Origin of the sequence: Halomarina ordinaria, assembly GCF_030553305.1 — an archaeon.
In the GTDB taxonomy this organism is placed as follows: Archaea; Halobacteriota; Halobacteria; order Halobacteriales; family Haloarculaceae; genus Halomarina; species Halomarina ordinaria.
This window is the reverse complement of sequence record NZ_JARRAH010000001.1, coordinates 1,543,936-1,566,820: the sequence shown is the minus strand read 5'-3', so window position 1 is coordinate 1,566,820 and position 22,885 is coordinate 1,543,936. Positions and strand designations below refer to the sequence as shown.

Sequence of the window (22,885 nt, the reverse complement as noted above, 5' to 3'; positions counted from 1 at the left end):
CGTGTTCCCCCCCATACGATAATGGCTGTACTCTGGCTGGACGACGTCGGGTCCGACGACATCGACGACGTCGGCGGGAAGGGTGCGTCGCTCGGGGAACTCACGGGGGCAGGTCTACCGGTCCCCCCGGGGTTCGTCGTGACGGCGGGCACGTATCGCAGGTTCATCGAGGGGACCGGTATCGACGAGGAACTGTTCGAGGCCGTCGACGTCGACTCCGACGATTCGAGCGCCCTCGCCGGTGCGGCCGAGCGGGCCGAGGAACTCATCCTCGAGACACCGATTCCCGACGAACTGAAGGAGGAGATACTGGACGCCTACGCCCGCGTCGGCGACGGCGAGGCGTTCGTCGCGGTCCGCTCCTCGGCGACCGCGGAGGACCTCCCCGACGCCTCCTTCGCCGGCCAGCAGGAGACGTTCCTCAACATCACCGGCGACGACCTCGTCGACCGCGTCAAGCGCTGCTGGGCGTCGCTGTTCACCCAGCGGGCCATCTACTACCGCGAGGAACAGGGCTTCGAACACCACAAGGTCGACATCGCCGTCGTCGTCCAGCAGATGGTCGACGCCGAGAAGAGCGGCGTGATGTTCACCAGCCACCCCTCGACGGGCGACCCCGAGGTCATCATCGAGGCGGCGTGGGGGCTCGGCGAGGCCGTCGTCAGCGGGTCGGTCTCCCCCGACAACTACCTCGTCGACAAGGAGACGGCCGAGCCGACCGAGGTGACCGTCGCCGACAAGAAGGTGATGCACACGAAGGACCCGGACACCGGCGCGACCGTCGAGGTCGAGGTCCCCGACGACCGGCGAAAGGCGCGCGTGCTCACCGACGAGGAGATAGCCGAACTCGTCGGTCTCGGCCGACAGGTCGAGGACCACTACGGGAGCCCCCAGGACGTCGAGTGGGCCATCGTCGACGGCGAGGTGTACATGCTCCAGTCGCGGCCCATCACGACCATCTCGAAGTCCTCTGGGTCCTCGGGGTCCTCGCAGGCGGCGAGTGCCACCGACGGGAGCGGCCAGCAACAGCAGCAGAACCAGAACGACGTCATCCTGAAGGGTCTCGGTGCGAGTCCCGGCATCGTCAGCGGCGCGGTCCGCATCGTCGACAAACTCGACCAGCTCGACAAGGTCCAGGAGGGTGACATCATCGTCACGGCGATGACGACGCCCGACATGGTCCCCGCGATGAAGCGCGCCGCCGGCATCGTCACCGACGAGGGCGGCATGACCAGCCACGCCGCCATCGTCTCGCGCGAACTCGGCGTCCCCGCCGTCGTCGGGACGAGCAACGCCACCCGCGAACTCGAGGACGGCCGGGTCATCACCATCGACGGCGACAAGGGGACCATCCGCGAGGGGCAGGTCACGAAGAAGGAAGAGGAGTCCGACCCGCTCGAGGACGTCCGTCCGAAGAACCCCGTCAAGCCGATGACGGCGACGGAGGTGAAGGTGAACGTCTCCATCCCGGAGGCGGCCCACCGCGCGGCCGTCACGGGCGCCGACGGCGTCGGCCTGCTCCGCCTGGAGCACATGATCCTCTCGACGAACAAGACCCCCGAGCGCTACATCCGCGACCACGGCGAGGACGCCTACGTCGAGGAAATCGTCAACGGCGTGCGCGGCGTCGCGGACGAGTTCTACCCCCGTCCCGTCCGCGTGCGCACCCTCGACGCGCCCACCGACGAGTTCCGTCAGCTCACCGGCGGCGACGACGAACCCAAGGAGCACAACCCGATGCTCGGCTACCGTGGCATCCGCCGTAGCCTCGACCGGCCGGACGTCTTCGGCCACGAACTGGAGGCGTTCCGGCGGCTCTACGACATGGGCTACGACAACGTCGAGGTGATGTTCCCGCTGGTCAACGACGTCGAGGACGTCCTGCAGGCCCGGACACTCATGGAGGACGTCGGCATCGACCCCGACAAGCGCTCGTGGGGGGTCATGGTCGAGACGCCCGCCAGCGCGCTCTGTATCGAGGAGATGGCCGACGCGGGCATCGACTTCGCCTCCTTCGGGACGAACGACCTCACGCAGTACACGCTCGCGGTCGACCGCAACAACGAGCACGTCGCGGGGCGCTTCGACGAACTCCACCCCGCCGTGTTGAAACTCATCGGCGACACCATCGAGACCTGTCGCGAACACGGCGTCGACACGAGCATCTGCGGGCAGGCCGGCTCGAAGCCGAAGATGATTCGCTACCTCGTCAACGCCGGCGTCAGCTCCATCTCGGCGAACATCGACGCCGTCCGCGACGTCCAGCACGAGGTCAAGCGCGTCGAACAGAAACTCCTGCTCGACTCGGTCCGGTAGACGGCTCGCGGTAGTTTCGCTGTCCTTCCCGCACGTTCTCGCGCTCGACGTGCTCTCGTCTCCTCGCCTACGCTCGCCATCGAAGCGCCGCGAGCGTGGAACGCAACGGCTAAACGGCGGACTCCGGTACGGGGGCCATGCAGCGGGCCGACCCCGACCCACAGGACTTCGCTCGCGTCCTCTCCTCGATGTGTACCCGGCCGCACCCCGCCGCCCGCGCCGCGGCCGAACGCTTCCTCGCCACGAACCCCGGCGACCCCGGGACCTACGAGTCGGTCGCCGCCCTCGAACGGGAGGCCGTCGAGCGACTCGGGCGGGTCGCCTCCCTCCCCGACCCCGAGGGGTACGTCACCTCGGGCGGGACGGAGGCGAACCTGCAGGCGGTCCGCATCGCCCGCAACCGCGCCCGCGGGCGCACCGACGACCCGAACGTCGTCGTCCCCGAGAGCGCGCACTTCTCCTTCTCGAAGGCGGCGGACGTCCTCGAGGTCGAACTCCGGCGCGCACCGCTCGTCGACTACCGCGTCGACGTGGATGCCATGGCGGAACTCGTCGACTGCGACACCGTCTGCGTCGTCGGCGTCGCCGGCACCACCGAGTACGGGCGGGTCGACCCCATCCCGGCCGTCGCGGCCCTCGCGCACGACGCCGACGCGCTCTGTCACGTCGACGCCGCCTGGGGCGGGTTCGCGCTCCCCTTCACCGACCACGCGTGGGACTTCGCGGACGCGCCGGTCGACACGATGACCGTCGACCCGCACAAACTCGGTCGGGCGGCGGTGCCGGCGGGCGGCCTGCTGGCACGCGACCGGTCGCTGCTCGACGCGCTGGCCGTCGACACCCCCTACCTGGAGTCCACCGCCCAGGTGACGCTCACCGGGACGCGCTCTGGGGCGGGCGTGGCGAGCGCCGTCGCGGCGATGGAGGCGCTCTGGCCAGACGGCTACGCCCGCGAGCACGAGCGCGCGTCCGCCGTCGCCGAGTGGCTGGCGGGGGAACTCTCCTACCGGGGGTACGACGTGGTCGACCCGACGCTCCCGCTGGTGGCCGTCGACCTCCCGCAGGCGACGTTCGAGGCGCTGCGCGAGTGCGGGTGGCGGCTCTCCCAGACCGGCGCGGGCGAGGCGCGCGTCGTCGTGATGCCCCACGTCTCGCGGGAGGCGCTCTCGGCGTTCCTCACCGACCTCGACCGGGTGGCGACGGAGGAAAGGAAGCTTTAGGGCGGTACGGTCGAAGTCCGAACCAGTGTCTTCGGTCCTGGCCGTCGTCGAGTTCGGAGTCGCCTTCGCCGACGTCGGTCTCCGTGCGCTCGAGGGAGCAGTCGAGCGAGCCACCGGTCCCTTCGGGCTGGTGCTCATCGCCGTCTACTCGTTTCTCATCGCCATCGTGCTCCCGCTCCCGAGCGAGGTGGTGCTCGCCGCGCCGCTGAACCTCGGCCTCCCGCGGTGGGCGAACCTCACGACCATCATCGTCGTCAGCGCGCTCGGGAAGGCCGCGGGGAGCGTCCTCGCGCTCCGCCTCGGCCACGAGGCCAAAGAGCAGTCGGGGCCGATAATCGACTTCCTCCGGCGCTCGCGGTTCGACGTCATCGCCTACTCCGAGCGCAAGACGGTCGAGATCGCCCGCCAGTACGGCTACATCGGCATGGCGCTCGCGCTCTCGGTCCCCTTCTTCCCCGACACCATCTCCATCTACGCGTTCTCGGTACTGGAGGACGACTACGCGAAGTTCGCGCTCGCGACGTTCGTCGGGAGCGCGGGGCGCCTCCTCGTCACCCTCGGGCTGGTCGGCGGCGCCCTCCAGTTCGTCTGAGCCGCCGCACCGACGGGGTTTTCCCGGCTGCCCGCGAACGGGGTGTCGTGACTCGCGCAGCGCGTCCCGTCCGGTTCCTTCCGATGCGTCGGGAGCCGCTGCGCCGGTGAACCGTCGCGCCGACCGGTCATACGGCGTGGGGCACCCTGCCCCGGTGCGACGCGAACCCGCCGCGTTCGAGTATCGCCCGCAGAGCGACAGCGTTCCCCCAGAAACGATGCATCACCGAAATCAGCGGGTTTTTGCCCCGCACGCGAGCCAGGACTACACATGAGCCACGAGGACTTCCCCACTGACGCCCCCGCGGTGGTCACCTGCGGGCTGCCGTACGCCAACGGCGACCTGCACATCGGCCACCTCCGGACGTACGTCGGCGGCGACGTGTTCGCCCGCGCGCTGCGCCGCCTCGGCCAGCGAACGGCCTTCGTCTCCGGGTCGGACATGCACGGCACGCCCGTCGCGGTCAACGCGGAGCAGGAGGACGTCGACCCCGAGACGTTCGCGCTGCGCTGGCACGAGACCTACGAGGAGACGTTCCCGCGCTTCGACGTCGAGTTCGACAACTACGGCCAGACCCACGACGAGACGAACACCGAACTCACCCGCGACATCGTCCGCGCGCTCGACGAGGCCGGCCACGTCTACGAGAAGGAGATACTCGTCGCCTACGACCCCGGCCAGGACCAGTACCTCCCCGACCGCTACGTCGAGGGGACCTGCCCCTACTGCGGGGCACACGCCCGCGGCGACGAGTGCGACGAGGGGTGCCAGCGCCACCTCGAACCCGGCGAGATAGAGGACCCGGTCTCGACGGTGACGGGCAACCCCGCCGAGTACCGCGAGCGCGTGCACAAGTTCTTCCGCGTCTCCGCGTTCCAGGAGTACCTCCAGGGGTTCATCGACCGCCTCGAGGGGACGGCGAACGCCCGCAACCAGCCCCGGGAGTGGATCGAGGGCGACCTCCACGACTGGTGTATCACCCGCGACATGGACTGGGGCATCGACTATCCGGGCGACGGAGCCGAGGACCTCGTGCTCTACGTCTGGGTGGACGCCCCCGTCGAGTACGTCGCCTCGACGAAGCAGTACACCGAGCGCGTCGGCCCCGACACCTACGACTGGGAGGAGGTCTGGACCGAGGCGGGCGAAATCGTCCACGTCATCGGCCGCGACATCATCCAGCACCACACCGTCTTCTGGCCGGCGATGCTCCGGGGTGCCGGCTACAACGAACCGCGCGCCGTGATGGCGAGCGGGTTCGTCACCCTCGGCGGGAAGGGCTTCTCTACCTCGCGTGACCGGGCGGTCTGGGCCGAGGAGTACCTGGAGGAGGGCTTCGAACCGGACCTGCTTCGCTACTACATCGCCACGAACGGCGGCTTCCAGCAGGACGTCGACTTCTCGTGGGAGAAGTTCCGCGACCGGGTCAACGGGGAACTCGTCGGCACGGTCGGCAACTTCCTCTACCGGTCGCTGCTGTTCGCCCACCGCGAGTACGAGGGGACGCCGGACGCGGACGTCTCCCCGGAGGTTCGCGAGCGCATCGAGGGGGCGATAAGCGACTTCGGCGAGGCCGTCAACGACTACGACGTGCGGGCGGTCGGTCAGGCGACCGTCAGCCTCGCGCGGTTCGGCAACGAGTACATCCAGCGCAACGAGCCGTGGAAGCTCACCGACGAGGAGCCCGAACGGGCGGCAGGGGTCATCCGCGACTGCGTCCAGCTCGCGAAGGCCGTCGCCGTCCTCTTCCAGCCCATCGCGCCCACGACGGCCGAACGCCTCTGGGACCAGCTCGACGAGGACGGGAGCGTCCACGACGCGACGCTCGACGACGCGCTCGCGGCGCCGTCCGAGCGCTTCGACGCGCCGTCGGAACTCTTCGAGAAGGTCGAGGACGACCACGTCGAGGAGCTGAACGCGAAACTCGACGAACGGGTCGCGGCGGCCACCGAGGGAGAGGACGGCGACGAGGCCGAGGGCGCGGACGAGGAGGGCGACGTCGACGAGGCGGACGACGCGGCCGCCGACCTCGAACCGGTCGCGGCCGACCGCGTCGGCTTCGACGAGTTCCAGGCGCTCGACCTGCGCGTCGGCGAAATCGTCGCCGCCGACCCCATCGAGGGGGCGGACAAACTCCTCCGACTGGAGGTGGACATCGGCGTCGAGACCCGGCAGGTCGTCGCCGGGTTGCGCCAGCTCCACGACGTCGAGGACCTGCCGGGGACGCGCGTCGTGGTCGTGGCGAACCTGGAGAAGGCGGAACTGTTCGGCGTCGAGAGCGACGGGATGGTGCTCGCCGCGGGCGAGGAGGCAGACCTGCTGACGACCCACGGCGACGCGCCGCTTGGGACGACGGTCCGGTAGGCGATACGCCTTTCTCGGCGTCGTCCGTAGGGTGGGTATGGCTGACGACGACGAGTGGCGGTTCACCCCCGAGGGCAATCCGGTCGAAGAGGAGCGACAGCCGATGGCGGCGGACCCCGAACCGGAGTCCCCGACGTTCGAGAACACGTTCTTCGTCGTCCTCGGTGCCGTCGCGACCGTCGGGGTCTTCCTCGTCATGTTCCTGTGAGGAGCGCACGACCCGTTCGCGCGGACGAGGGCGTCACGGCCCTCACGTTCCCGTAGACAGAAGGGTTAACCCTCGAACGCCCCTAGTCCGTGACATGGTTCCCCTCCAACTCCCGCTGGGACTGGAACTCTCGCTCCCGGTCCTGCTGTTGCTCGCGGGGACGGGTCTCATCGTCGCCGAGGCGCTCGCACCCGGTGCGCACTTCATCGTCGTCGGTATCGCGCTGCTCGTGGCGGGCCTGGTCGGCCTCGTCGTCGGGGCCGGCGCGTTCGGCATCTTCCTGATGATGCTCGCCGTGTTGCTCGCCGGCGGCCTCTCGCTCTACGGCTACCGCGAGTTCGACTTCTACGGCGGGAAGGGCCGCCAGCAGACGAGCGATTCGGCGGCACTCCGGGGGAAGACGGGCCGCGCGACCGAGCGGGTCACCACGAGCGGCGGCGAGGTGAAACTCGACGGCGGCGGGTTCAACCCCTTCTACGCCGCCCGGTCGATGGAAGGCGAGATACCGGAGGGGACGGAGGTGATGGTCATCGACCCCGGCGGCGGGAACGTCGTGGTCGTCGAACCGCTGTCGGCCATCGAGGACGCCATCGACCGCGAACTGGCCGAGGGGCGGCGGGCCGAACGGGACCGCGACCGCGACGGCGAGACCGAGTCGGCCTGAGCCCGTCCGTCACGGTCGACCAGTACGAACCCTTTTAGCAGTAACATACCAAGTGTGGGTATGCTCCCCGCAGTCACCCTTCAGGCTGGTTTGGGCGGCGCGCTGGTGTCGCTCGTGGCGCTGGTCCTGCTGGTCATCGCCGTCGTGGCGGTGTGGCAGGCCGTCGAAATCGTCAACGCCTACGAGAAGCGTGCGCTCACCGTCTTCGGCGAGTACCGAAAGCTCCTCGAACCGGGTATCAACTTCGTCCCGCCGTTCGTCTCGCGGACGTACCCCTTCGACATGCGGACGCAGACGCTCGACGTGCCGCGCCAGGAGGCCATCACGCGCGACAACTCGCCGGTCACCGCCGACGCCGTCGTCTACATCAAGGTGATGGACGCGAAGAAGGCGTTCCTCGAGGTCGACGACTACAAGCGTGCGGTGTCGAACCTCGCGCAGACGACGCTGCGCGCCGTCCTCGGCGACATGGAACTCGACGACACGCTCAACAAACGCCAGGAGATCAACGCGCGCATCCGCAAGGAACTCGACGAACCGACCGACGAGTGGGGCGTCCGCGTCGAGAGCGTCGAGGTGCGCGAGGTCAACCCGAGCGCCGACGTCCAGCAGGCGATGGAGCAACAGACCTCCGCCGAGCGCCGTCGCCGCGCGATGATCCTCGAGGCGCAGGGTGAACGCCGCAGCGCCGTCGAGACCGCGGAGGGTGAGAAGCAGTCGAACATCATCCGCGCACAGGGTGAGAAGCAGAGTCAGATCCTCGAAGCGCAGGGTGACGCCATCTCGACGGTGCTGCGCGCGAAGTCCGCCGAGTCGATGGGTGAACGCGCGGTCATCGAGAAGGGCATGGAGACGCTCCAGGCCATCGGCGAGGGCGAGTCCACGACGTTCGTCCTCCCGCAGGAACTCACCTCGCTGGTCGGGCGCTACGGCCGGCACCTGACCGGCAGCGACGTGCAGGCCGACGGGCAGTCGCTCAGCAGCCTCGACTTCGACGAGGAGACCCGCGAGATGCTCGGCCTCGACGACATCGAGCGCATCATCGGCGAGATCGACGAGGCCGCCGAGATGGACGTCGAGCAGATGGAGCAGGAGGCCCAGGCGATCAAGGCCGGCGCCGACACGGCCGACATCAAGGACCCCGACGAGGTCATCGAGGAGATGGACGCCGAGGTGGAGGGCGAGTCGGTGGAACCGGACGACGACTCGTCCGAGGAGAGGACGGTTCGGGAAGCGGAGACTGAATAAGTCTACCCGAAGCGCCTATACCCACGTCTTTCCTACCTGCGGTCGTGAGTGAACAGCCGAGCGGCGGGGTCGACGAGGAGAAGCGCGCGACCCTGCGGCGGTTCGCCGCGCTCGGGGCCGTCGCGCCGCTCGCGAAACTCGTCGATACCGATGCGCAGAGCGACGCCCGCGACGCCATCGCGGGCTACCTCTCGACGACGCCCGGCGCGCACTTCTCGAAGATACGCGACGACCTGTCGCTCGGCACCGGCGAGACCCAGCACCACCTCCGCCGACTGGTGGAGGCGGGGGCGATCGAGAGCTTCCGCGACGGCGAGTACCGCCGCTACGTCCCCGCCCGGCGCTTCTCGACGTTCGAGAAGCGGACGCTCGGCTACCTCCGGCGGTCGACGCCGCGCGGCATGCTCATCGCGCTGTTGCGCGACCCGGACGTGACGGCCAGCGCGCTGGCCGAGGACCTCGGCGTCTCGCGGCCGACGGTGAGCAAGTACGCCAAGGAACTCGACGAGGCGGGCCTGCTGAGTCGCGAAGACGGCTACGCGGTCGAGCGACCCGAGACGGTGCTGACGCTCCTCATCAGACACGCGGACTCCTTCGGCGCGGAGGCCGTCGCGCTCGCGGGCGAGGCCGACGCGCTGCTGCGGTACGACCCGCGCTGACGGTCTAGACGGTGACCTTCCAGGTGGTCCCCGAGGAGTACCCCCACTTCTCGACGGAGAGCCCGGAGTGTTCCGTGATGGCGCGCATGTTCGCGCCGACTTCCTTCGCGGTCATCCCGAGTTCGTCGCCGATGAGTCGGGACTTGAAGTAGGTCTTCGTCTCCGCGTGCTCCCGCAGGAACCCTGCGATGCGCCGCTGTTTCTCGGTGAGGTCCGGTTCCGGGGCGACCCGTGTCGCGCTCATACCCGTCCCGTGGTACTGTCGAGACATAGGGGATTTGGTACGATGGGTTAACGGCCTCCCGTCGGCCGATTCGACGGGTCGTGTCGGGGGGTCGGCCCCCCCGGGTCGCGGCGATGTGGTACGCGCGGGAAACGCGCTCCGGTGGCGAACGGGTGACACCGGCGAGCGACGCGCGGCCGGGGGTGTCACGCTCGGGCGGGCCCGGGTCGCGCCTGCGGTCAGGACACTGGCGGCGCTGGCCGCGCCCTCGGTAGTGAACCTTCGCCCGCCTCACTCGAGGACGTCGCCGACGGCGAAGTTCGACTTCACCTCGGTCACCTCTATCTTGACCCGTTCGCCGATTTCGGCACCGGGGACGATGATGACGTAGCCGCGTTCGACGCGGGCGATGCCGTCGCCCTGCTTGCCGATGTCCTCGACTTCGACGTAGCGTATCTCTCCCACTTCGACCGGGGGCTGGGGTTCGCTCGACGGGCGGCTCTCCGTCTCCTCGGGGACGGGTTCGCCGGTGGCGATGAGCGCGACCCGGTAGGTCTGACCGGGGTCGATGGACCCGGTCTCGACCTCGCGGCGCGGAACCTCCACGATGTACCGGTCGTCCTCAGATGTGACGTCGGCGCTAAACAGACAGAGGAGCTTTTCTGAGATTTCCATAGCCTCGGACGGGAAATCTGCGGCTATCACCAAAGGCCTTACTCGCCGAGGGGGGTTCCGTCGGGGTGCTTCGCCCCCTCGGAGTCGTGAACGACCACGTCACCCGGACCGGCGTCGACCGGTTCGTACGCCTCGGTGACCGCGAGGGCCTCCTCCAGTTCGCGGACGGCGCGCTCCTTCAGCGTCGCGGCCAGGGCCTCGGCGTCCGCCCGCGAGATGTCCCGACCGAGCCCCTCGCACTCGTGGGCGCGGACGACGCCCGCCTCGTCGACGGCCTCGCCCATCGGCTGGCTCGTCCCGTCGAGCGCGACGCTGAAGGGGTAGGTCCGACAGATGAGCGGGCGGTCGGGGTGGACGGTGCAGGCACCGGTTCCGTCCGTCTCGTCGTAGAAGACGCAGTCGCCGCAGGCGTCCGTCTGGAGCGCCCACTCGAACGTCTCGCCCTCGGTCCCCTCGTCGCCCTCGCCGAGTCCGAACGGCATCGGGCGGGCGACGTCGCGCCAGTCTCGTCGTTCCTCGTCGGTCGTCTCCTGCAATCGTCTCACTTCGTCGGGGAACACCGTCGCCGTGTGGGGGTCGCTCGTGCCGTCGTCGCGCCTCTCGGCGGTGCAACACGCCCCACAGCGGGTGCACTCGAAGCCGATGGTCTCGATGGCGTCCGCGAGGTCGGAGGGGTCGAGTGCGCGTGCGCGCTCCAGTTCGGCGTCGAGCGACTCCATGCGTCGGGTTTCGTGCCGAGGCGGTTAAACGGCCGGGTCGGGTGGCGAGGCGTGCGCACCGTCCCAGGCGAGACGCCCTTCGACGGCCAGTTTCTCGAGGTGCGCCCGGACCGTCGCCTCCGCGAGCGGGCGCACCGCCGAGACGTCCTTCTCGTAGGCCGCGTCCGTGATATTCGGGACCGTCTCCGCGCCCGCCTCGACGGCGGCGAGCACGCGTGCCTCGCGCTCGCGGCGATGGTCGAGGAGCCGTCGGGCGGTCGCGCGGACCCTCCCCGCGCCTTCGACGACGGGGCCGTGCCCCGGGAGGAGTCGGTCGGGTGCGCGGGCGTGGACGCGCCTGAGGCTCCCGACGTAGGCGCGCATGTCGCCCTCCGGCGCGCCGACGACGACGCTCCCCTCGGCGACGGCGAGGTCACCGGAGCAGAGCGCCCCGCCGACCGCGAACCCGACGTGTTCGGGCGCGTGACCGGGGAGGTCGAGGACCGTCGCCGGTCCCACGTCGGTCTCGATTTCCGTCCCGTCGTGGAACGTGCGGTCGGGAGCGACGCCGGTCGCCCGCTCGAAGGCGGCCTCGCGGCCCGCGCGCGCCCAGACGGTCGCGCGCTCCTCGCGGGCGAGGCGGGCGACGCCCCCGACGTGGTCGGGGTGGTGGTGGGTGAGGGCGACGTGCGCGACGCTCGCGCCGTCGCGGAGGGCGTCGAGGGCCGGGTGGTCGGCGGCGGGGTCGACGAGGAGCGCCCGCTCGGTTCCGACGAGGTAGGCGTTCGTCGTGCCACCGGGTGCGGCCGCGGAGTCGACGGGAATCGACGCGCGCGCCCACGGCTGGTCGGTCATGGGGAGTGAACGTCCGGCGCGAGGAAGAGTTATTCGACGAGGAAGTACACCTGCTTGCGGGCGTCGCGGAAGCTGTAGCGCGACTCGACGAGGCCCGCTTCGTCGAGGCGGTTCAGGGCGTACCGGACGGTGCGGTCGGGCAGCAGCGACTCCTCGGCGAGTTCACCCTGAGAGAGGGGCGTCTCGTCCTCGAGGACCTTCGCGACCAGCTTCGCGCTGGGGGGGAGTTCGCGGAGCCGCTCTCTGAAATCGGGGTTCGACAGCGGCGTCTCCGCGGCCTGCTTCTCTGCGTGCGTGCTCATACCTAACTCGTGGGGCAAAACCTACCGTAAACCTTCGCTATAGGGGAGACAAAACAATATCCACACTCCTATGTGTTCATATCCCCCTTATACATAGCGTGGTGACAGGTATTGTCACGACCGAAATCGATAGGATTTCGCCGACCCACAGGGCTTTTTCGCTTCCGTCCCTACCTCGCCCATGGCGATACCCGACGAGTTCCACGACTTCTTCGAGAAGCGGACGTTCGCGCACTTCGCGACGCTGATGCCGGACGGCACGCCGCAGGTGACGCCCGTGTGGGTCGACTACGACGCCGACCGCGAGGAGGTCCTCGTCAACACCGCCCGAGGACGGCGAAAGGAGCGAAACGCGAGCGAGGACCCGAAGGTGGGCGTGAGCATGGTCGACCCCGACGACCCCTACCGGTTCGTCTCCGTGCGCGGGCGGGTCGTCGAGTTCCAGGAGGAGGGAGCGGTCGAGCACATCGACGACCTCGCCCGACGGTACATGGACGTCGAGGAGTATCCGGGGCACGACGAGGAGGAGGGCGCGCGCGTCATCCTGCGAATCAGCACGGACGAGGTCGCCACCTCCTGACCGTCCCGTAATCCAGTACCGTTTTATTGTCCCCCCCGGTTGTGTCGGGTAGCGTGAAAGGCCAGGAGTGGTACCAGGCCGCCGACGTCGCCGAGGAGTACGACTCGAAGCGGTTCTCGCAGGGCGGTCGACTCATCGACGAACGTGAGAAGCAGGCGGTCATCGACGCCATCGCACCGATGGAAGGGAAGCGTGTGCTGGAGATCGCCTGCGGCACCGGCCGGTTCACGGTCATGCTCGCGGAGCGGGGAGCCGACATCGTCGGCCTCGACATCTCCGCGGCCATGGTCCAGCAGGGGCGCGAGCGCGCCCGCCGCGCCGGCGTCGAGGACCACCTCCAGTTCATCCTCGGCGACGCCGCCCGCCTCCCCTTCCCGGACGACTACTTCGACGTCGTGTTCGCGATGCGTTTCTTCCACCTCGCGGACACGCCCGCGTCGTTCCTCAGCGAGATGTGTCGCGTCTCTCGCGACCAGGTGTTCTTCGACACGTTCAACCGCGCCAGCCTGCGCACCGTCTACAACTGGCTGCTCCCGATGGGGTCGCGTCTCTACTCCGACAGCGAGGTGTTGCGCCTGCTCCACGGCGCCGGCCTCCGCCTCGACGAGGAGGACCACGACTTCATCCTCCCCTACGGGTTCTACCGGTCCATCCCCGACGACATCGCCCGGCGCTTTCGCGACGTGGACGTCTCGCTCGGCGACTCGGTCGCCGGGTCGCTCGCCTCCGTCTCCTACTGGGACGCCAAGGTCGAGTAGGGGGCTTTTTATCGCTCGGGAGCGGCAGGTACCGGTATGCAGCTCTCGGTAGTCGTCCCGACACTCAACGGCCGGGAGCGACTGGTCCGCTGTCTCGACGCCCTCGCGGCGTACGCTCCGGCCGCGGAGGTCGTCGTCGTCAACGGGCCGAGCGTCGACGGGACGACCGGCGCCGTCCGCGAGCGCGAGGACGTCGACGTGCTGGTCGAAATCGACGAGCGCAACATCGACGTCGCGCGCAACGCCGGCGCCGACCGCGCCCGCGGGGAGTGCGTCGCGTTCCTCGACTACGCGGTGCTCGTCGAACCGGGCTGGTACGGCGCGGTCCTCGACGCGCTCGCGGCACCCGGGAGCGCCCACCGCGCCAGCGGCCACGGGCCGGACGTCCCCGACGTGGTCAGCGGTCCGACCCGACGGCCGCTCCCCGGTGGCGGCGTCTCCTCCGAGACGGTCGAGCGCCGCCGGATGGGCGGTCGGGAGGTCACCTACCTCAACGGCGGCAACGTCGCGTTCCGGCGCGAGGCGCTCGACGCCATCGACGGCTTCGACGAGTACCTCGTCACCGGCGGCGCCCGCGACGCCGCCCACCGCCTCGCAGTCCAGGGGTTCTCGGTCGACTGGTGTCCCGCGATGGCCGTCAACACCGACCTCGCCGACGGCGACCTCGCGGGCATCCGGGAACCCTCGCTCCGCGCCGACGGCGGCGAGCACACCCGCGACTGGGCGTGGCGCTACCGCTCGCTCACCTACCGCCTCGTGAAGAACTACGGACTGCGGTCGTGCTGGCGCGTCGGCCGCCACGCGCTCGACGACGCCGTCGGCGCCCTCACGGACGTCGCCCGCGGCGAACGCCGGCCGTCGAGCTGGCTCGGCAACGGCCGGGACGTCCTCGTGGGTACCGTCTCGGGACTCCACGCGGGTGCCGGTGCGCGGGTACGCGACCGGACCCGCAGGCGGAACCCCCGCGGGCTCTCCTCGCGCAGCGACCGGGCCGTCGCCGTCTACGACCGGCGGGACTGACGCCCGCGGCGAAGGACGTTCCCGGCCGTGTTACCGAGTGGCATGTGTCGCCGTTACCCGATTCCGCGGCCCCTGAGGGAAACTTTTATATAGAATCGCAAACCATTCCCCACCTGATTATGGCACAATCCTTCCAGCGCCGCGGTCAGCCCATGTTCATCCTCGCAGAGGACACCGACCGGACCCGGGGACGGGACGCCCAGTCCTCGAACATCGCCGCCGGGAAGGCGGTGAGCAACGCCGTCCGGACCACGCTCGGGCCACGCGGGATGGACAAGATGCTCGTCTCCGACTCCGGCGACGTCGTCATCACGAACGACGGGGCCACCATCCTCGAGAAGATGGACATCGAGCACCCCGCCGCCCAGATGATAGTGGAGGTCGCCACCACCCAGGAGGAGGAGGTCGGCGACGGCACGACGACGGCGTCGGTCCTTGCCGGCGAGTTGCTCGCGCAGGCCGAGGACCTCCTCGAGGACGACGTCCACCCGACGGCCATCGTCGAGGGGTACAACGAGGCCGCCCGCCTCGCCCTGGAGGCCATCGAGGCCCAGGTCATCGACGGCGACCTCGACGACGAGACGCTCGTGGAGGTCGCGAAGTCGAGCATGACCGGGAAGGGGACCGGCGACATCGGCGCCGAACCGCTCGCCGAGACGGTCGTCGAGGCCGTCAAGCAGGTCCGGGGTGACGAGCGCGTCGAGCGCGACGACATCCGCGTCCGAACCCAGACGGGTGCCGGCTCCAGCGCGACCGAACTCGTCCGCGGGGTCGTCAGCGAGGAGGAACCCGTCAGCGAGACCATGCCCCGACGCGTCGAGGACGCCACCGTCGCCGTCCTCGACCTCGACCTCGAGGTACGCGAGGGGAACGTCGACGCCGAGTACAGCATCACGAGCATCGACCAGCTCAGCGCCGCGCTCGACGCCGAGGAGGGCGAGCTCCGGGGCTACGCCGACGCGCTGAAGGAGGCCGACATCGACGTCGCGTTCGTCACCGGCGACATCGACGCCCGCGTCGCCTCGTTCCTCGCGAAACACGACATCCTCGCGTTCGAGGACGTCAGCGACGAGGAGGCGACCGCCATCGCCCGCGCGACCGGCGCCAAGCAGCTCGGGAGCGTCAAGGACCTCGACGAGAGCGACTTCGGCCACGCCGACCTCGTCCGCGTCGAGACGTTCGGCACCGACGAACTCGCCTTCATCGAGGGCGGCGCGAACGCGAAGTCGGTCACGGTCTTCGCCCGTGGCTCGACCGAGCACGTCGCCGACGAACTGGAGCGCGCGCTCAACGACGCCCTGGACGTCGTCACCGCCGCCCTCGACAAGGGCGGCGTCGTCCCCGGCGCGGGCGCGACGGAGATCGCCATCGCGGACCACCTCCGCAGCGAGGCCGCGAGCATCACGGGCCGCAAGCAACTCGCCGTCGAGGCGTTCGCCAACGCCGTCGACGTGCTCCCGCGCACGCTCGCGACGAACGCCGGGATGGACCCCATCGACGCGCTGGTCGAACTCCGCTCGACGTTCGAGGAGGACGGCCGCGCCGGTATCGTCGCCCAGGGGCAGACCGGCGTCGTCGCCGACCCCGTCGAGCACGGTATCATCGACCCCGCCGCGGTCAAGCGCGAGGCCGTCGAGTCCGCCACCGAGGCCGCGACGATGATCGTCCGTATCGACGACGTCATCGCGTCGAACTGAACGGTCGAGCGTCTCGTCGCGAGACCGCGGTTCGACGCGAGTAGCGCCGAACTGAGCAGAGCGCGGTCGCCTCGCGACCGCACTCCTCCGCGAACGCCGTCCGAACGCGACGCCTCCCCTTCTTGTCGGTTGCCGACGTCCGTAGCCCATGTTCCGCCGTCTCCGCGAGCGCTGGCACCTCCTCCTCGTCGCGGTCCTCGCGCTCTGTCTCGTCGCGGGGGTGTCCGCCGGCGTCTACCTCTCGACGCCCTACCCGGACCGGGCCGGTGTCGCCGCGGTCGAGGCCGACCCGGCCATCGCCGTCTCGCCGTCCGAGGCGGGGTGGGTGATGCGTCCCGCGAACGCGTCGTCGTCCGTCGCCCTCGTCTTCTACCCCGGTGCGCGCGTCTCCCCGGAGAGCTACCTCCCGGTCCTGGCGCCCCTCGTCGCGGAGCGGAACGTCACCGTCGTCGTCCCGTCGATGCCGCTGAACCTGGCGGTCCTCGACGCCGACGCGGCCGACGAGGTCGTCGAGGCGCACCCGGCCGTCGACCGGTGGGCCGTCGGCGGGCACTCCCTCGGCGGTGCGATGGCCTGTCGGTACGCGGCGGAGCGAGGTGAGCGAGACGAGCGCGTCGAGGGGCTGGTCCTGCTCGGCGCGTACTGCGACGTCGACGTCTCGACGGCCGACCTCGCGGTGGTGAGCGTCGTCGGGGAGCGCGACACCGTCGTCGACCGGGGGAACTACCGCCGAGGGCTGGCGCGCCTCCCGGAGGACGCGATAGTGGCCGAACCGGCGGGGGTGAACCACTCGCAACTCGGGAGCTACACGGGGCAGTCGGGCGACGCGCCGGGGACGGTGAGCTACGAGCGCGCCCACGAACGGGTCGCGGCCGCGCTCCTCGCGTGGTACGACGCGGCGTTCACACCGTCGGGAGCCGCCAGTCGCGTCGCAGCGCGACCAGCCTGAGCGCGAACACGAGCGCAGCACAGCCGAGGCCGGCGCTGCCCGCCCGGACGCCGAGTTCGGTGGCGACCCAGACGCCGGCCCCGCCGACGACGGCCGGCGTCGCGTAGAAGTCCTCGCGGAGGACGACCGGCACGCGCCCGAGGAGCAGGTCCGCGATGCTCCCGCCGCCGACGCCCGTGAGCGCGGCCAGTACGACGACCCCGAACCCCGAGATGTCGACCTCGACGCCCACGAGCGCGCCCGTCGCGGCGAAGGCGGCGAGGCCGACGGCGTCCGAGACGACCAGCGCGGGGTGGTCGCGGACGCGCCCGCCGAGCGCCGTCGACAGCGCGACGGCGAGGGCGACGCCGACGAGCACGAGGCTCACGTCGGTCGTGTTGCGCAGCGCGAGCGGGACCCGCCCGACGAGGACGTCCCGGACGATACCGCCGCCGAGGGCGGTGGACGTCCCGAGGACGGCCACGCCGAAGAGGTCGAGGTCGGCGTCGGCGCCCTTCAGCGCGCCCGCGGCGGCGAACGCCAGCAGGCCGACGGCGTTCATCAGGCCGAACGCGTCCGCACCTTCGACGACCATCAGAACTCGAGTTCGACGCGGTCACCGACCGCCAGGCCGAACGCCTCGTCGCCGCGGCCCCGATTCACCGCGAATTCGACGTTGCCGTGACTCCCGACGGTGACCAGTGCGTCGCCCTCCCCACGATGCGCGTAGGAGGGCGCGACGGGGACGGACGCGCCGTTCACCGAGAGGGTCGACCGGCCGTCGAGGACGTCCCCGGGGACGTTCGTGACGACGTTGCCGAACCCGTCGACGACGAGGACTTCGCCCACGGAACCGTCGGCGCGCACCTCGGAGGCGGGGAAGCGCAGGTCGACGAACGACTCGGTCGGGGCCGCGCGGGCGAGGTCCGCGAGCCGGTCGACACCCGCCTCGTGGACGGCGCAGGCGGCCGGCGCGAACACGTCCCGCCCGTGGAACGTCGAACTCGCGGGGTCGTCGACGGTCCACTCGAAGACGTCGGGGCCCCCGTCCCCCGCGAGCGCCCGTGCCGCGGGAAGGAGGAGACCGTTGTCCGGGCCGACCAGCGCGTGGTCGCCGGCCCGAACGACGAGCGCCGCGCGGTCGGTACCGACGCCGGGGTCGACGACGGCGCAGTGGACCGCCGGGGGGAACTCGGGGAGCGTCTCGCGCAGCCAGAAGGCGGCGGCACGGACGTCCTGTCGGGGGAAGTCGTGGGCGACGTCGACGACGCGGGCGTCCGTCTCCCGGAGGACGACGCCCCGCATCGCCGCCGGGTAGGGCGTGCCGAAGTCGGAGGCGAGCGTTATCATCGGTTCAGTCGGTCGGGCCCTCGGCGGGTTCGCTCTCGCCGTTGCTGTCGGTCTTGCCGACCTGCTTGAGTCGCCCGAGGCCGTCGATCTCCTCGATGACGCTGACTGCGGGGTCGGGGACGAGGTCCTCCCAGTCGCCGCCGTTGGCCATGCGCTCTCTGACCTCCGACCCCTCCAGCACTTCGCGACGGAACATGGGCGAGGAGTGGACCTCGATTCCGGCCTCCCGGAACAGGCGGACGACGAGCGGGTTGTTCGAGTACGCCACGTCGAACTCCGGGCACATGCTCTGGACGTGGCTCACCCAGACGGCGTTGCGGTTCAGGTCCTCGATGGGGACGGCGTAGGTGATGATGTCGATGTCGGCCGCGCTGAGCGACTTCGTTATCATCATGATACGCTCGCCGGCGGTGAACGGGTCGTGGACGGTGTGGGACTGGTCGGCGCTCCCGATGCCGAGGACCAGTTCTTCGACGTCCTCGGCGATGCGCTCGACCATGGCGTGGTGGCCCTCGTGGTACGGCTGGAACCGTCCGATGTAGAACCCCCGTGTCATACCGGAGACTCGACAGGACGTTTAATAAGCCCAGCGAGTCGCCTCTCGACCCGACTGAGCCCTCGAATTCGGGTCTTTCGAGGGTTCTCGGTCCGGTCTGGCGTTCCCGGGCGGGAGAAAGTATATCAGTAGACGTCCCGTCAGTATCGAGTGAAAGCAACGGTTCTATGAGCAATAACAACGCAGACGAGGTCTCCCAGTCAGAAGAGGAGGTCGGTGAGATGCCGGCCGCCCCGGGGGACCAGTCCGAGTCCGACCTGGGGAGGGACGTGGCCGACGACATGGAGGTCGACGAGTCGGCGACCGACGACCTGCTCGGGGGACTCCAGATCGAAAGTACCGCAGACATCGAGGTCCCCGACCGGTTGGTGGACCAGGTCATCGGACAGGACCGCGCCCGGGACATCATCCTGAAGGCGGCGAGTCAGCGACGCCACGTGATGATGATCGGGTCGCCGGGGACGGGCAAGTCCATGCTGGCGAAGGCGATGAGTCAGCTCCTCCCGCGCGAGGAACTCCAGGACGTCCTCGTCTACCACAACCCGGACGACGGCAACGAACCGAAGGTCCGGACCGTCCCCGCCGGCAAGGGCGAACAGATCGTCGAGGCGCACAAGGAGGAGGCGAGAAAGCGCAACCAGATGCGCAGCTTCCTCATGTGGATCATCATCGCCATCGTCATCGGCTACGCGCTCATCATCGAGGGAGCGGTCCTGCTCGGTATCCTCGCGGCTGGTGTCATCTACCTCGCCTTCCGCTACTCCTCGCGGGGGAGCGACGCGATGATTCCCAACCTGCTGGTCAACACGGCCGACCAGCAGACCGCCCCGTTCGAGGACGCGACGGGCGCCCACGCCGGCGCGCTGCTCGGCGACGTCCGTCACGACCCGTTCCAGTCCGGTGGCATGGAGACGCCGAGCCACGACCGCGTCGAGGCCGGCGCCATCCACAAGGCCAACAAGGGCGTGCTGTTCGTCGACGAGATCAACACGCTCGACATCCGCAGCCAGCAGAAGCTGATGACGGCCATCCAGGAGGGCGAGTTCTCCATCACCGGCCAGTCCGAGCGCTCCTCGGGCGCGATGGTCCAGACCGAACCCGTCCCGACGGACTTCGTGATGGTCGCCGCGGGGAACCTCGACGCGATGGAGAACATGCACCCCGCCCTGCGCTCGCGTATCAAGGGCTACGGCTACGAGGTGTACATGGACGACACCATCGACGACGACCCCGAGATGCGCCGCAAGTACGCGCGCTTCGTCGCCCAGGAAGTCGAGAAGGACGGTCGCCTGCCCCACTTCACGCGCGAGGCCGTCGAGGAGGTCATCCTCGAGGCCCAGCGCCGCTCGGGGCGCAAGGGCCACCTGACGCTCGAACTCCGCAACCTGGGTGGGCTGGTGCGCGTCGCGGGCGACATCGCCCGCGCCGAGGACGCCGAGTTCACCACCCGTGAACACGTCCTGCGCGCCAAGCGCCGCAGCCGCTCCATCGAACAGCAGCTCGCGGACGACTACATCGAGCGCCGCAAGGACTACGAGCTGAACGTCTCGCAGGGCGAGGTCGTCGGCCGCGTCAACGGCCTCGCCGTCATGGGCGAGGACTCCGGCATCGTCATGCCCGTCATGGCGGAGGTCGCCCCCTCGCAGGGCCCGGGCCAGGTCATCGCCACGGGGAACCTCCAGGACATCGCCCAGGAGGCCGTCCAGAACGTCTCGGCCATCATCAAGAAGTTCTCCGACGAGGACATCTCCCAGCAGGACATCCACATCCAGTACGTCCAGTCCTACGAGGGCGTCGAGGGCGACTCCGCGTCGGTGACGATGGCCACGGCGGTCATCAGCGCGCTGGAGGACATCCCCATCGACCAGAGCATCGCCATGACCGGCTCGCTCTCGGTCCGCGGGGACGTCCTCCCGGTCGGGGGCGTGACCCACAAGATAGAGGCGGCCGCGAAGGCCGGCCTCGACACGGTCATCATTCCCGCCGCGAACGAGCAGGACGTGATGATCGAGGACGAGTACAAGGACGAAGTCGAGATCATCCCGGTACGCCACATCAGCGAGGTGCTCGAGGTCGCCCTCGTCGGCGAACCGGAGAAGGATTCGCTGGTCGACCGGCTGAAGAACATCACCGGGAACGCGCTCGACCGTCAGGTCGGCCCCGGTGGCAGCCCGAGTCCCCAGTAAGCCGTGACCGACTGGGCGGCGTTCGTCGGCCTGACGGTCGTCGTCCTCTGTTCCCTCCTCGTGCTGGCCCGTCTCTCACAGGAGAGCGTCGGCACGGTCACTCGCGCCGACGGCAGCGTCGGCAGCGTCTCGCTCACCGAGTTCGACCCGCCGAGCGACCGCGCCGCCTCGCGCGCCGACGGCGGGACGCTCACCCCGCCGAGCGAGTACGGGACGGGGACGCTGCTGGTCAACGTCGCGCTCTCGCAGGGCGTGTTCGCGGCCGCGCTCGTCGCCGCGGCGTGGTACACCCAGATACCGCTCCCGGCGCTCGGCGTCGACCCCGCGGTTCCCCTCAGCACGGGCCTGCCGGCGCTCGGCGTCGGCGTCGCGGCCGGCGTCGGCCTCTACCTGCTCAACGCGCTGGGCGCGGCGAGCGCGCCGGCCTTCGGCATCGAGGCCGACGACACCCTCCGGGAGCTCCTCACCCCGGAGTCACCGGGGGGATGGGTGCTCCTGCTCGGGGGCGTCCTCCCGCTCATCGCGGGCTTCGAGGAACTGCTCTTCCGGGCGGCGCTGGTCGGCGTCCCCGCCGTCGGGTTCGGCCTCTCGCCGTGGCTCCTCGCCGTCGGGGCGTCGGTGGCGTTCGCGTTCGGCCACGGCGCGCAGGGCCGGGCGGGCATCGTCGTGACGGGCGTCCTCGGCTTCGCGCTCGCGGCCGTCTTCGTCGTCACCAACAGTTTCCTCGCCGTCGTCGTCGCCCACTACCTCGTCAACGCCCTGGAGTTCGTCGTGGGCGGCTACTTCGAGGTCGAGTTAGCGTAGGGACGTCCGTCTGTCCCTCCAGTAACGTCTGACGCTCGTCTGACGCATCCTTTAGTACGACGAGTGGTAAGACGGCGCATGACCAGCCTCACGGAGGTCTACGAGGGCGGCAGCGGCGGGACGAACCTCCGGCGGCTGTACCTCGGCGTCCTCCTCTTTCTCACAGGGGTCGCGCTCGTCATCGGTGGTATCGTCTTCGCGACGGCCGACCCCCGGGCGGGGTTGTTCGGTATGGAGTGGTGGCAACAGCGCGAGGCCGCCGGCGTCCTCGCTGGCGTCGGTCTCCCGGCGATGTTCCTCGGCGTCTCCGCGGTACTCCCGGCGAGCCGCCGCCTGCGCACCTGGTCCGTCGTCGGCGCTGCAGTCACCCTCTGCGGAGCCGGCCTGTTCTACGCCGTCTACCCCGAGAACTGGATACAGGGCGAACCGAGCTACGCCCTCCACGTCGTGGCCGTCTACTTCCTCGGGACGACCATCACCGTCGCGTGCCTGTTCCTCGGCGTCGTCAACTTCAAGACGCGCAACGACCCCGGGGGCACCGTCAAACTCGAGGTCACGCGCGAGGGCGAGACGCGCATCGTCGAGGTGGACCGCTCGCGGCTGGGCGGCCTCGGCGGCGTCGGCTTCCTCGGCGACCCCCCGGACGGGAGCGTCGAGACCCAGACCGCGCGCGCGACCCCGCGGAGCGACGGCGGGAGCGAGAGCGCCTCGACCGCGAGTTCAGCCACCGGGACGGCGTCGTCGGAGACGCCGAGCCGCCCCGCGGACCCCGGGTCGGCATCGACGCCGACCCCGGACGAGGGCGCGGAACTCGTCGCCGAGGCGTCCCCCCGCAACGCCCCCGACACTTACTGCGGCAACTGCACCCACTTCCGCTACGTGCGGACCGACGACGGCCTCCGCCCGTACTGTGGCTACCACGCCGAGGTCATGGACGACATGGACCCCTGTCCGCAGTGGGAGCGAAACACCCGCGACTGAC

At 69.9% G+C, this 22,885-nt stretch carries 24 protein-coding genes; 16 read left to right on the top strand and 8 right to left on the bottom strand.

Annotated features, from left to right (window positions below):
• Positions 1 to 21 precede the first annotated feature (21 nt).
• The 8 genes from ppsA (at position 22) to P1Y20_RS08460 (ending at position 9,271) form a co-directional block, all read left to right on the top strand.
• The gene (ppsA, locus tag P1Y20_RS08495; protein WP_304448231.1) at positions 22 to 2,316 is read left to right on the top strand and encodes a phosphoenolpyruvate synthase; all 2,295 of its coding nucleotides are present in this window, start codon (positions 22 to 24) and stop codon (positions 2,314 to 2,316) included.
• A 137-nt stretch (positions 2,317 to 2,453) separates the two neighbouring features.
• Positions 2,454 to 3,536: a tyrosine decarboxylase MfnA gene (gene mfnA / locus P1Y20_RS08490; protein ID WP_304448230.1), complete on the top strand. Its 1,083-nt coding sequence runs from the start codon at positions 2,454 to 2,456 to the stop codon at positions 3,534 to 3,536.
• Between the two features lie 37 nt (positions 3,537 to 3,573).
• Positions 3,574 to 4,128, top strand: coding sequence for a YqaA family protein (locus P1Y20_RS08485; RefSeq protein WP_304449477.1), 555 nt, complete (start codon positions 3,574 to 3,576; stop codon positions 4,126 to 4,128).
• Between the two features lie 270 nt (positions 4,129 to 4,398).
• Positions 4,399 to 6,492 (top strand): methionine--tRNA ligase, encoded by a 2,094-nt coding sequence (gene metG, locus P1Y20_RS08480; RefSeq protein ID WP_304448229.1) that lies wholly within the window; start codon positions 4,399 to 4,401, stop codon positions 6,490 to 6,492.
• Between the two features lie 37 nt (positions 6,493 to 6,529).
• Positions 6,530 to 6,700, top strand: coding sequence for a DUF7312 domain-containing protein (locus P1Y20_RS08475; RefSeq protein WP_304448228.1), 171 nt, complete (start codon positions 6,530 to 6,532; stop codon positions 6,698 to 6,700).
• 94 nt (positions 6,701 to 6,794) lie between these two features.
• The gene (locus P1Y20_RS08470; protein WP_304448227.1) at positions 6,795 to 7,364 is read left to right on the top strand and encodes an NfeD family protein; all 570 of its coding nucleotides are present in this window, start codon (positions 6,795 to 6,797) and stop codon (positions 7,362 to 7,364) included.
• Between the two features lie 60 nt (positions 7,365 to 7,424).
• Positions 7,425 to 8,612 carry an SPFH domain-containing protein gene (locus P1Y20_RS08465; RefSeq protein ID WP_304448226.1) on the top strand — a complete coding sequence of 396 codons (1,188 nt, stop codon included), beginning with the start codon at positions 7,425 to 7,427 and terminating at the stop codon, positions 8,610 to 8,612.
• 44 nt (positions 8,613 to 8,656) lie between these two features.
• Positions 8,657 to 9,271: a winged helix-turn-helix transcriptional regulator gene (locus P1Y20_RS08460; RefSeq protein ID WP_304448225.1), complete on the top strand. Its 615-nt coding sequence runs from the start codon at positions 8,657 to 8,659 to the stop codon at positions 9,269 to 9,271.
• Between the two features lie 4 nt (positions 9,272 to 9,275).
• Here the strand turns inward: P1Y20_RS08460 and P1Y20_RS08455 are convergent, their stop codons facing one another.
• From P1Y20_RS08455 to P1Y20_RS08435, 5 genes are all read right to left on the bottom strand, one after another.
• Positions 9,276 to 9,515 (bottom strand): DUF7123 family protein, encoded by a 240-nt coding sequence (locus P1Y20_RS08455; protein WP_304448224.1) that lies wholly within the window; start codon positions 9,513 to 9,515, stop codon positions 9,276 to 9,278.
• A gap of 270 nt (positions 9,516 to 9,785) precedes the next feature.
• Positions 9,786 to 10,169, bottom strand: coding sequence for a TRAM domain-containing protein (locus P1Y20_RS08450; protein WP_304448223.1), 384 nt, complete (start codon positions 10,167 to 10,169; stop codon positions 9,786 to 9,788).
• 38 nt (positions 10,170 to 10,207) lie between these two features.
• Positions 10,208 to 10,888, bottom strand: coding sequence for a YkgJ family cysteine cluster protein (locus P1Y20_RS08445; RefSeq protein WP_304448222.1), 681 nt, complete (start codon positions 10,886 to 10,888; stop codon positions 10,208 to 10,210).
• Between the two features lie 24 nt (positions 10,889 to 10,912).
• Positions 10,913 to 11,722 (bottom strand): MBL fold metallo-hydrolase, encoded by an 810-nt coding sequence (locus P1Y20_RS08440; protein ID WP_304448221.1) that lies wholly within the window; start codon positions 11,720 to 11,722, stop codon positions 10,913 to 10,915.
• 29 nt (positions 11,723 to 11,751) lie between these two features.
• Positions 11,752 to 12,024 (bottom strand): MarR family transcriptional regulator, encoded by a 273-nt coding sequence (locus tag P1Y20_RS08435; protein ID WP_304448220.1) that lies wholly within the window; start codon positions 12,022 to 12,024, stop codon positions 11,752 to 11,754.
• 181 nt (positions 12,025 to 12,205) lie between these two features.
• On the opposite strand from P1Y20_RS08435, the gene P1Y20_RS08430 reads away from it, so the two are divergent.
• The 5 genes from P1Y20_RS08430 (at position 12,206) to P1Y20_RS08410 (ending at position 17,028) form a co-directional block, all read left to right on the top strand.
• Complete coding sequence (locus P1Y20_RS08430) at positions 12,206 to 12,604, top strand: PPOX class F420-dependent oxidoreductase (RefSeq protein ID WP_304448219.1); 399 nt, start codon at positions 12,206 to 12,208, stop codon at positions 12,602 to 12,604.
• 53 nt (positions 12,605 to 12,657) lie between these two features.
• Positions 12,658 to 13,362, top strand: a complete 705-nt coding sequence (locus P1Y20_RS08425; RefSeq protein ID WP_304448218.1) for a class I SAM-dependent methyltransferase — start codon at positions 12,658 to 12,660, stop codon at positions 13,360 to 13,362.
• Positions 13,363 to 13,398: 36 nt separating this feature from the next.
• On the top strand, positions 13,399 to 14,382 hold the full coding sequence (locus P1Y20_RS08420; RefSeq protein WP_304448217.1) for a glycosyltransferase family 2 protein: 984 nt from the start codon (positions 13,399 to 13,401) through the stop codon (positions 14,380 to 14,382).
• 119 nt (positions 14,383 to 14,501) lie between these two features.
• Entirely contained in the window at positions 14,502 to 16,079 is a 1,578-nt protein-coding gene (gene thsA / locus P1Y20_RS08415) for a thermosome subunit alpha (protein ID WP_304448216.1), read from the top strand.
• A gap of 148 nt (positions 16,080 to 16,227) precedes the next feature.
• Positions 16,228 to 17,028 carry an alpha/beta fold hydrolase gene (locus P1Y20_RS08410; protein ID WP_304448215.1) on the top strand — a complete coding sequence of 267 codons (801 nt, stop codon included), beginning with the start codon at positions 16,228 to 16,230 and terminating at the stop codon, positions 17,026 to 17,028.
• On the opposite strand, the gene P1Y20_RS08405 is transcribed toward P1Y20_RS08410, so the two are convergent.
• The 3 genes from P1Y20_RS08405 to P1Y20_RS08395 are packed head-to-tail and all read right to left on the bottom strand — an operon-like array spanning position 16,982 to position 18,913.
• Positions 16,982 to 17,602, bottom strand: coding sequence for a trimeric intracellular cation channel family protein (locus tag P1Y20_RS08405; RefSeq protein WP_304448214.1), 621 nt, complete (start codon positions 17,600 to 17,602; stop codon positions 16,982 to 16,984). The genes P1Y20_RS08410 and P1Y20_RS08405 overlap by 47 nt on opposite strands.
• Complete coding sequence (locus P1Y20_RS08400) at positions 17,602 to 18,357, bottom strand: SAM hydrolase/SAM-dependent halogenase family protein (RefSeq protein WP_304448213.1); 756 nt, start codon at positions 18,355 to 18,357, stop codon at positions 17,602 to 17,604. The genes P1Y20_RS08405 and P1Y20_RS08400 overlap by 1 nt, the downstream gene beginning before the upstream one ends.
• A gap of 4 nt (positions 18,358 to 18,361) precedes the next feature.
• Positions 18,362 to 18,913 (bottom strand): nicotinamide-nucleotide adenylyltransferase, encoded by a 552-nt coding sequence (locus P1Y20_RS08395; RefSeq protein WP_304448212.1) that lies wholly within the window; start codon positions 18,911 to 18,913, stop codon positions 18,362 to 18,364.
• A gap of 221 nt (positions 18,914 to 19,134) precedes the next feature.
• Here P1Y20_RS08395 and lonB point away from each other — a divergent pair, with 221 nt between their 5' ends.
• The 3 genes from lonB to P1Y20_RS08380 all read left to right on the top strand — a co-directional run bounded on the left by lonB (position 19,135) and on the right by P1Y20_RS08380 (position 22,884).
• Positions 19,135 to 21,099, top strand: coding sequence for an ATP-dependent protease LonB (lonB, locus tag P1Y20_RS08390; protein WP_368662165.1), 1,965 nt, complete (start codon positions 19,135 to 19,137; stop codon positions 21,097 to 21,099).
• Between the two features lie 3 nt (positions 21,100 to 21,102).
• Complete coding sequence (locus P1Y20_RS08385; RefSeq protein ID WP_304448210.1) at positions 21,103 to 21,903, top strand: CPBP family intramembrane glutamic endopeptidase; 801 nt, start codon at positions 21,103 to 21,105, stop codon at positions 21,901 to 21,903.
• Positions 21,904 to 21,981: 78 nt separating this feature from the next.
• Complete coding sequence (locus P1Y20_RS08380; RefSeq protein WP_304448209.1) at positions 21,982 to 22,884, top strand: cell division protein CdpA domain-containing protein; 903 nt, start codon at positions 21,982 to 21,984, stop codon at positions 22,882 to 22,884.
• Position 22,885 lies beyond the last annotated feature (1 nt).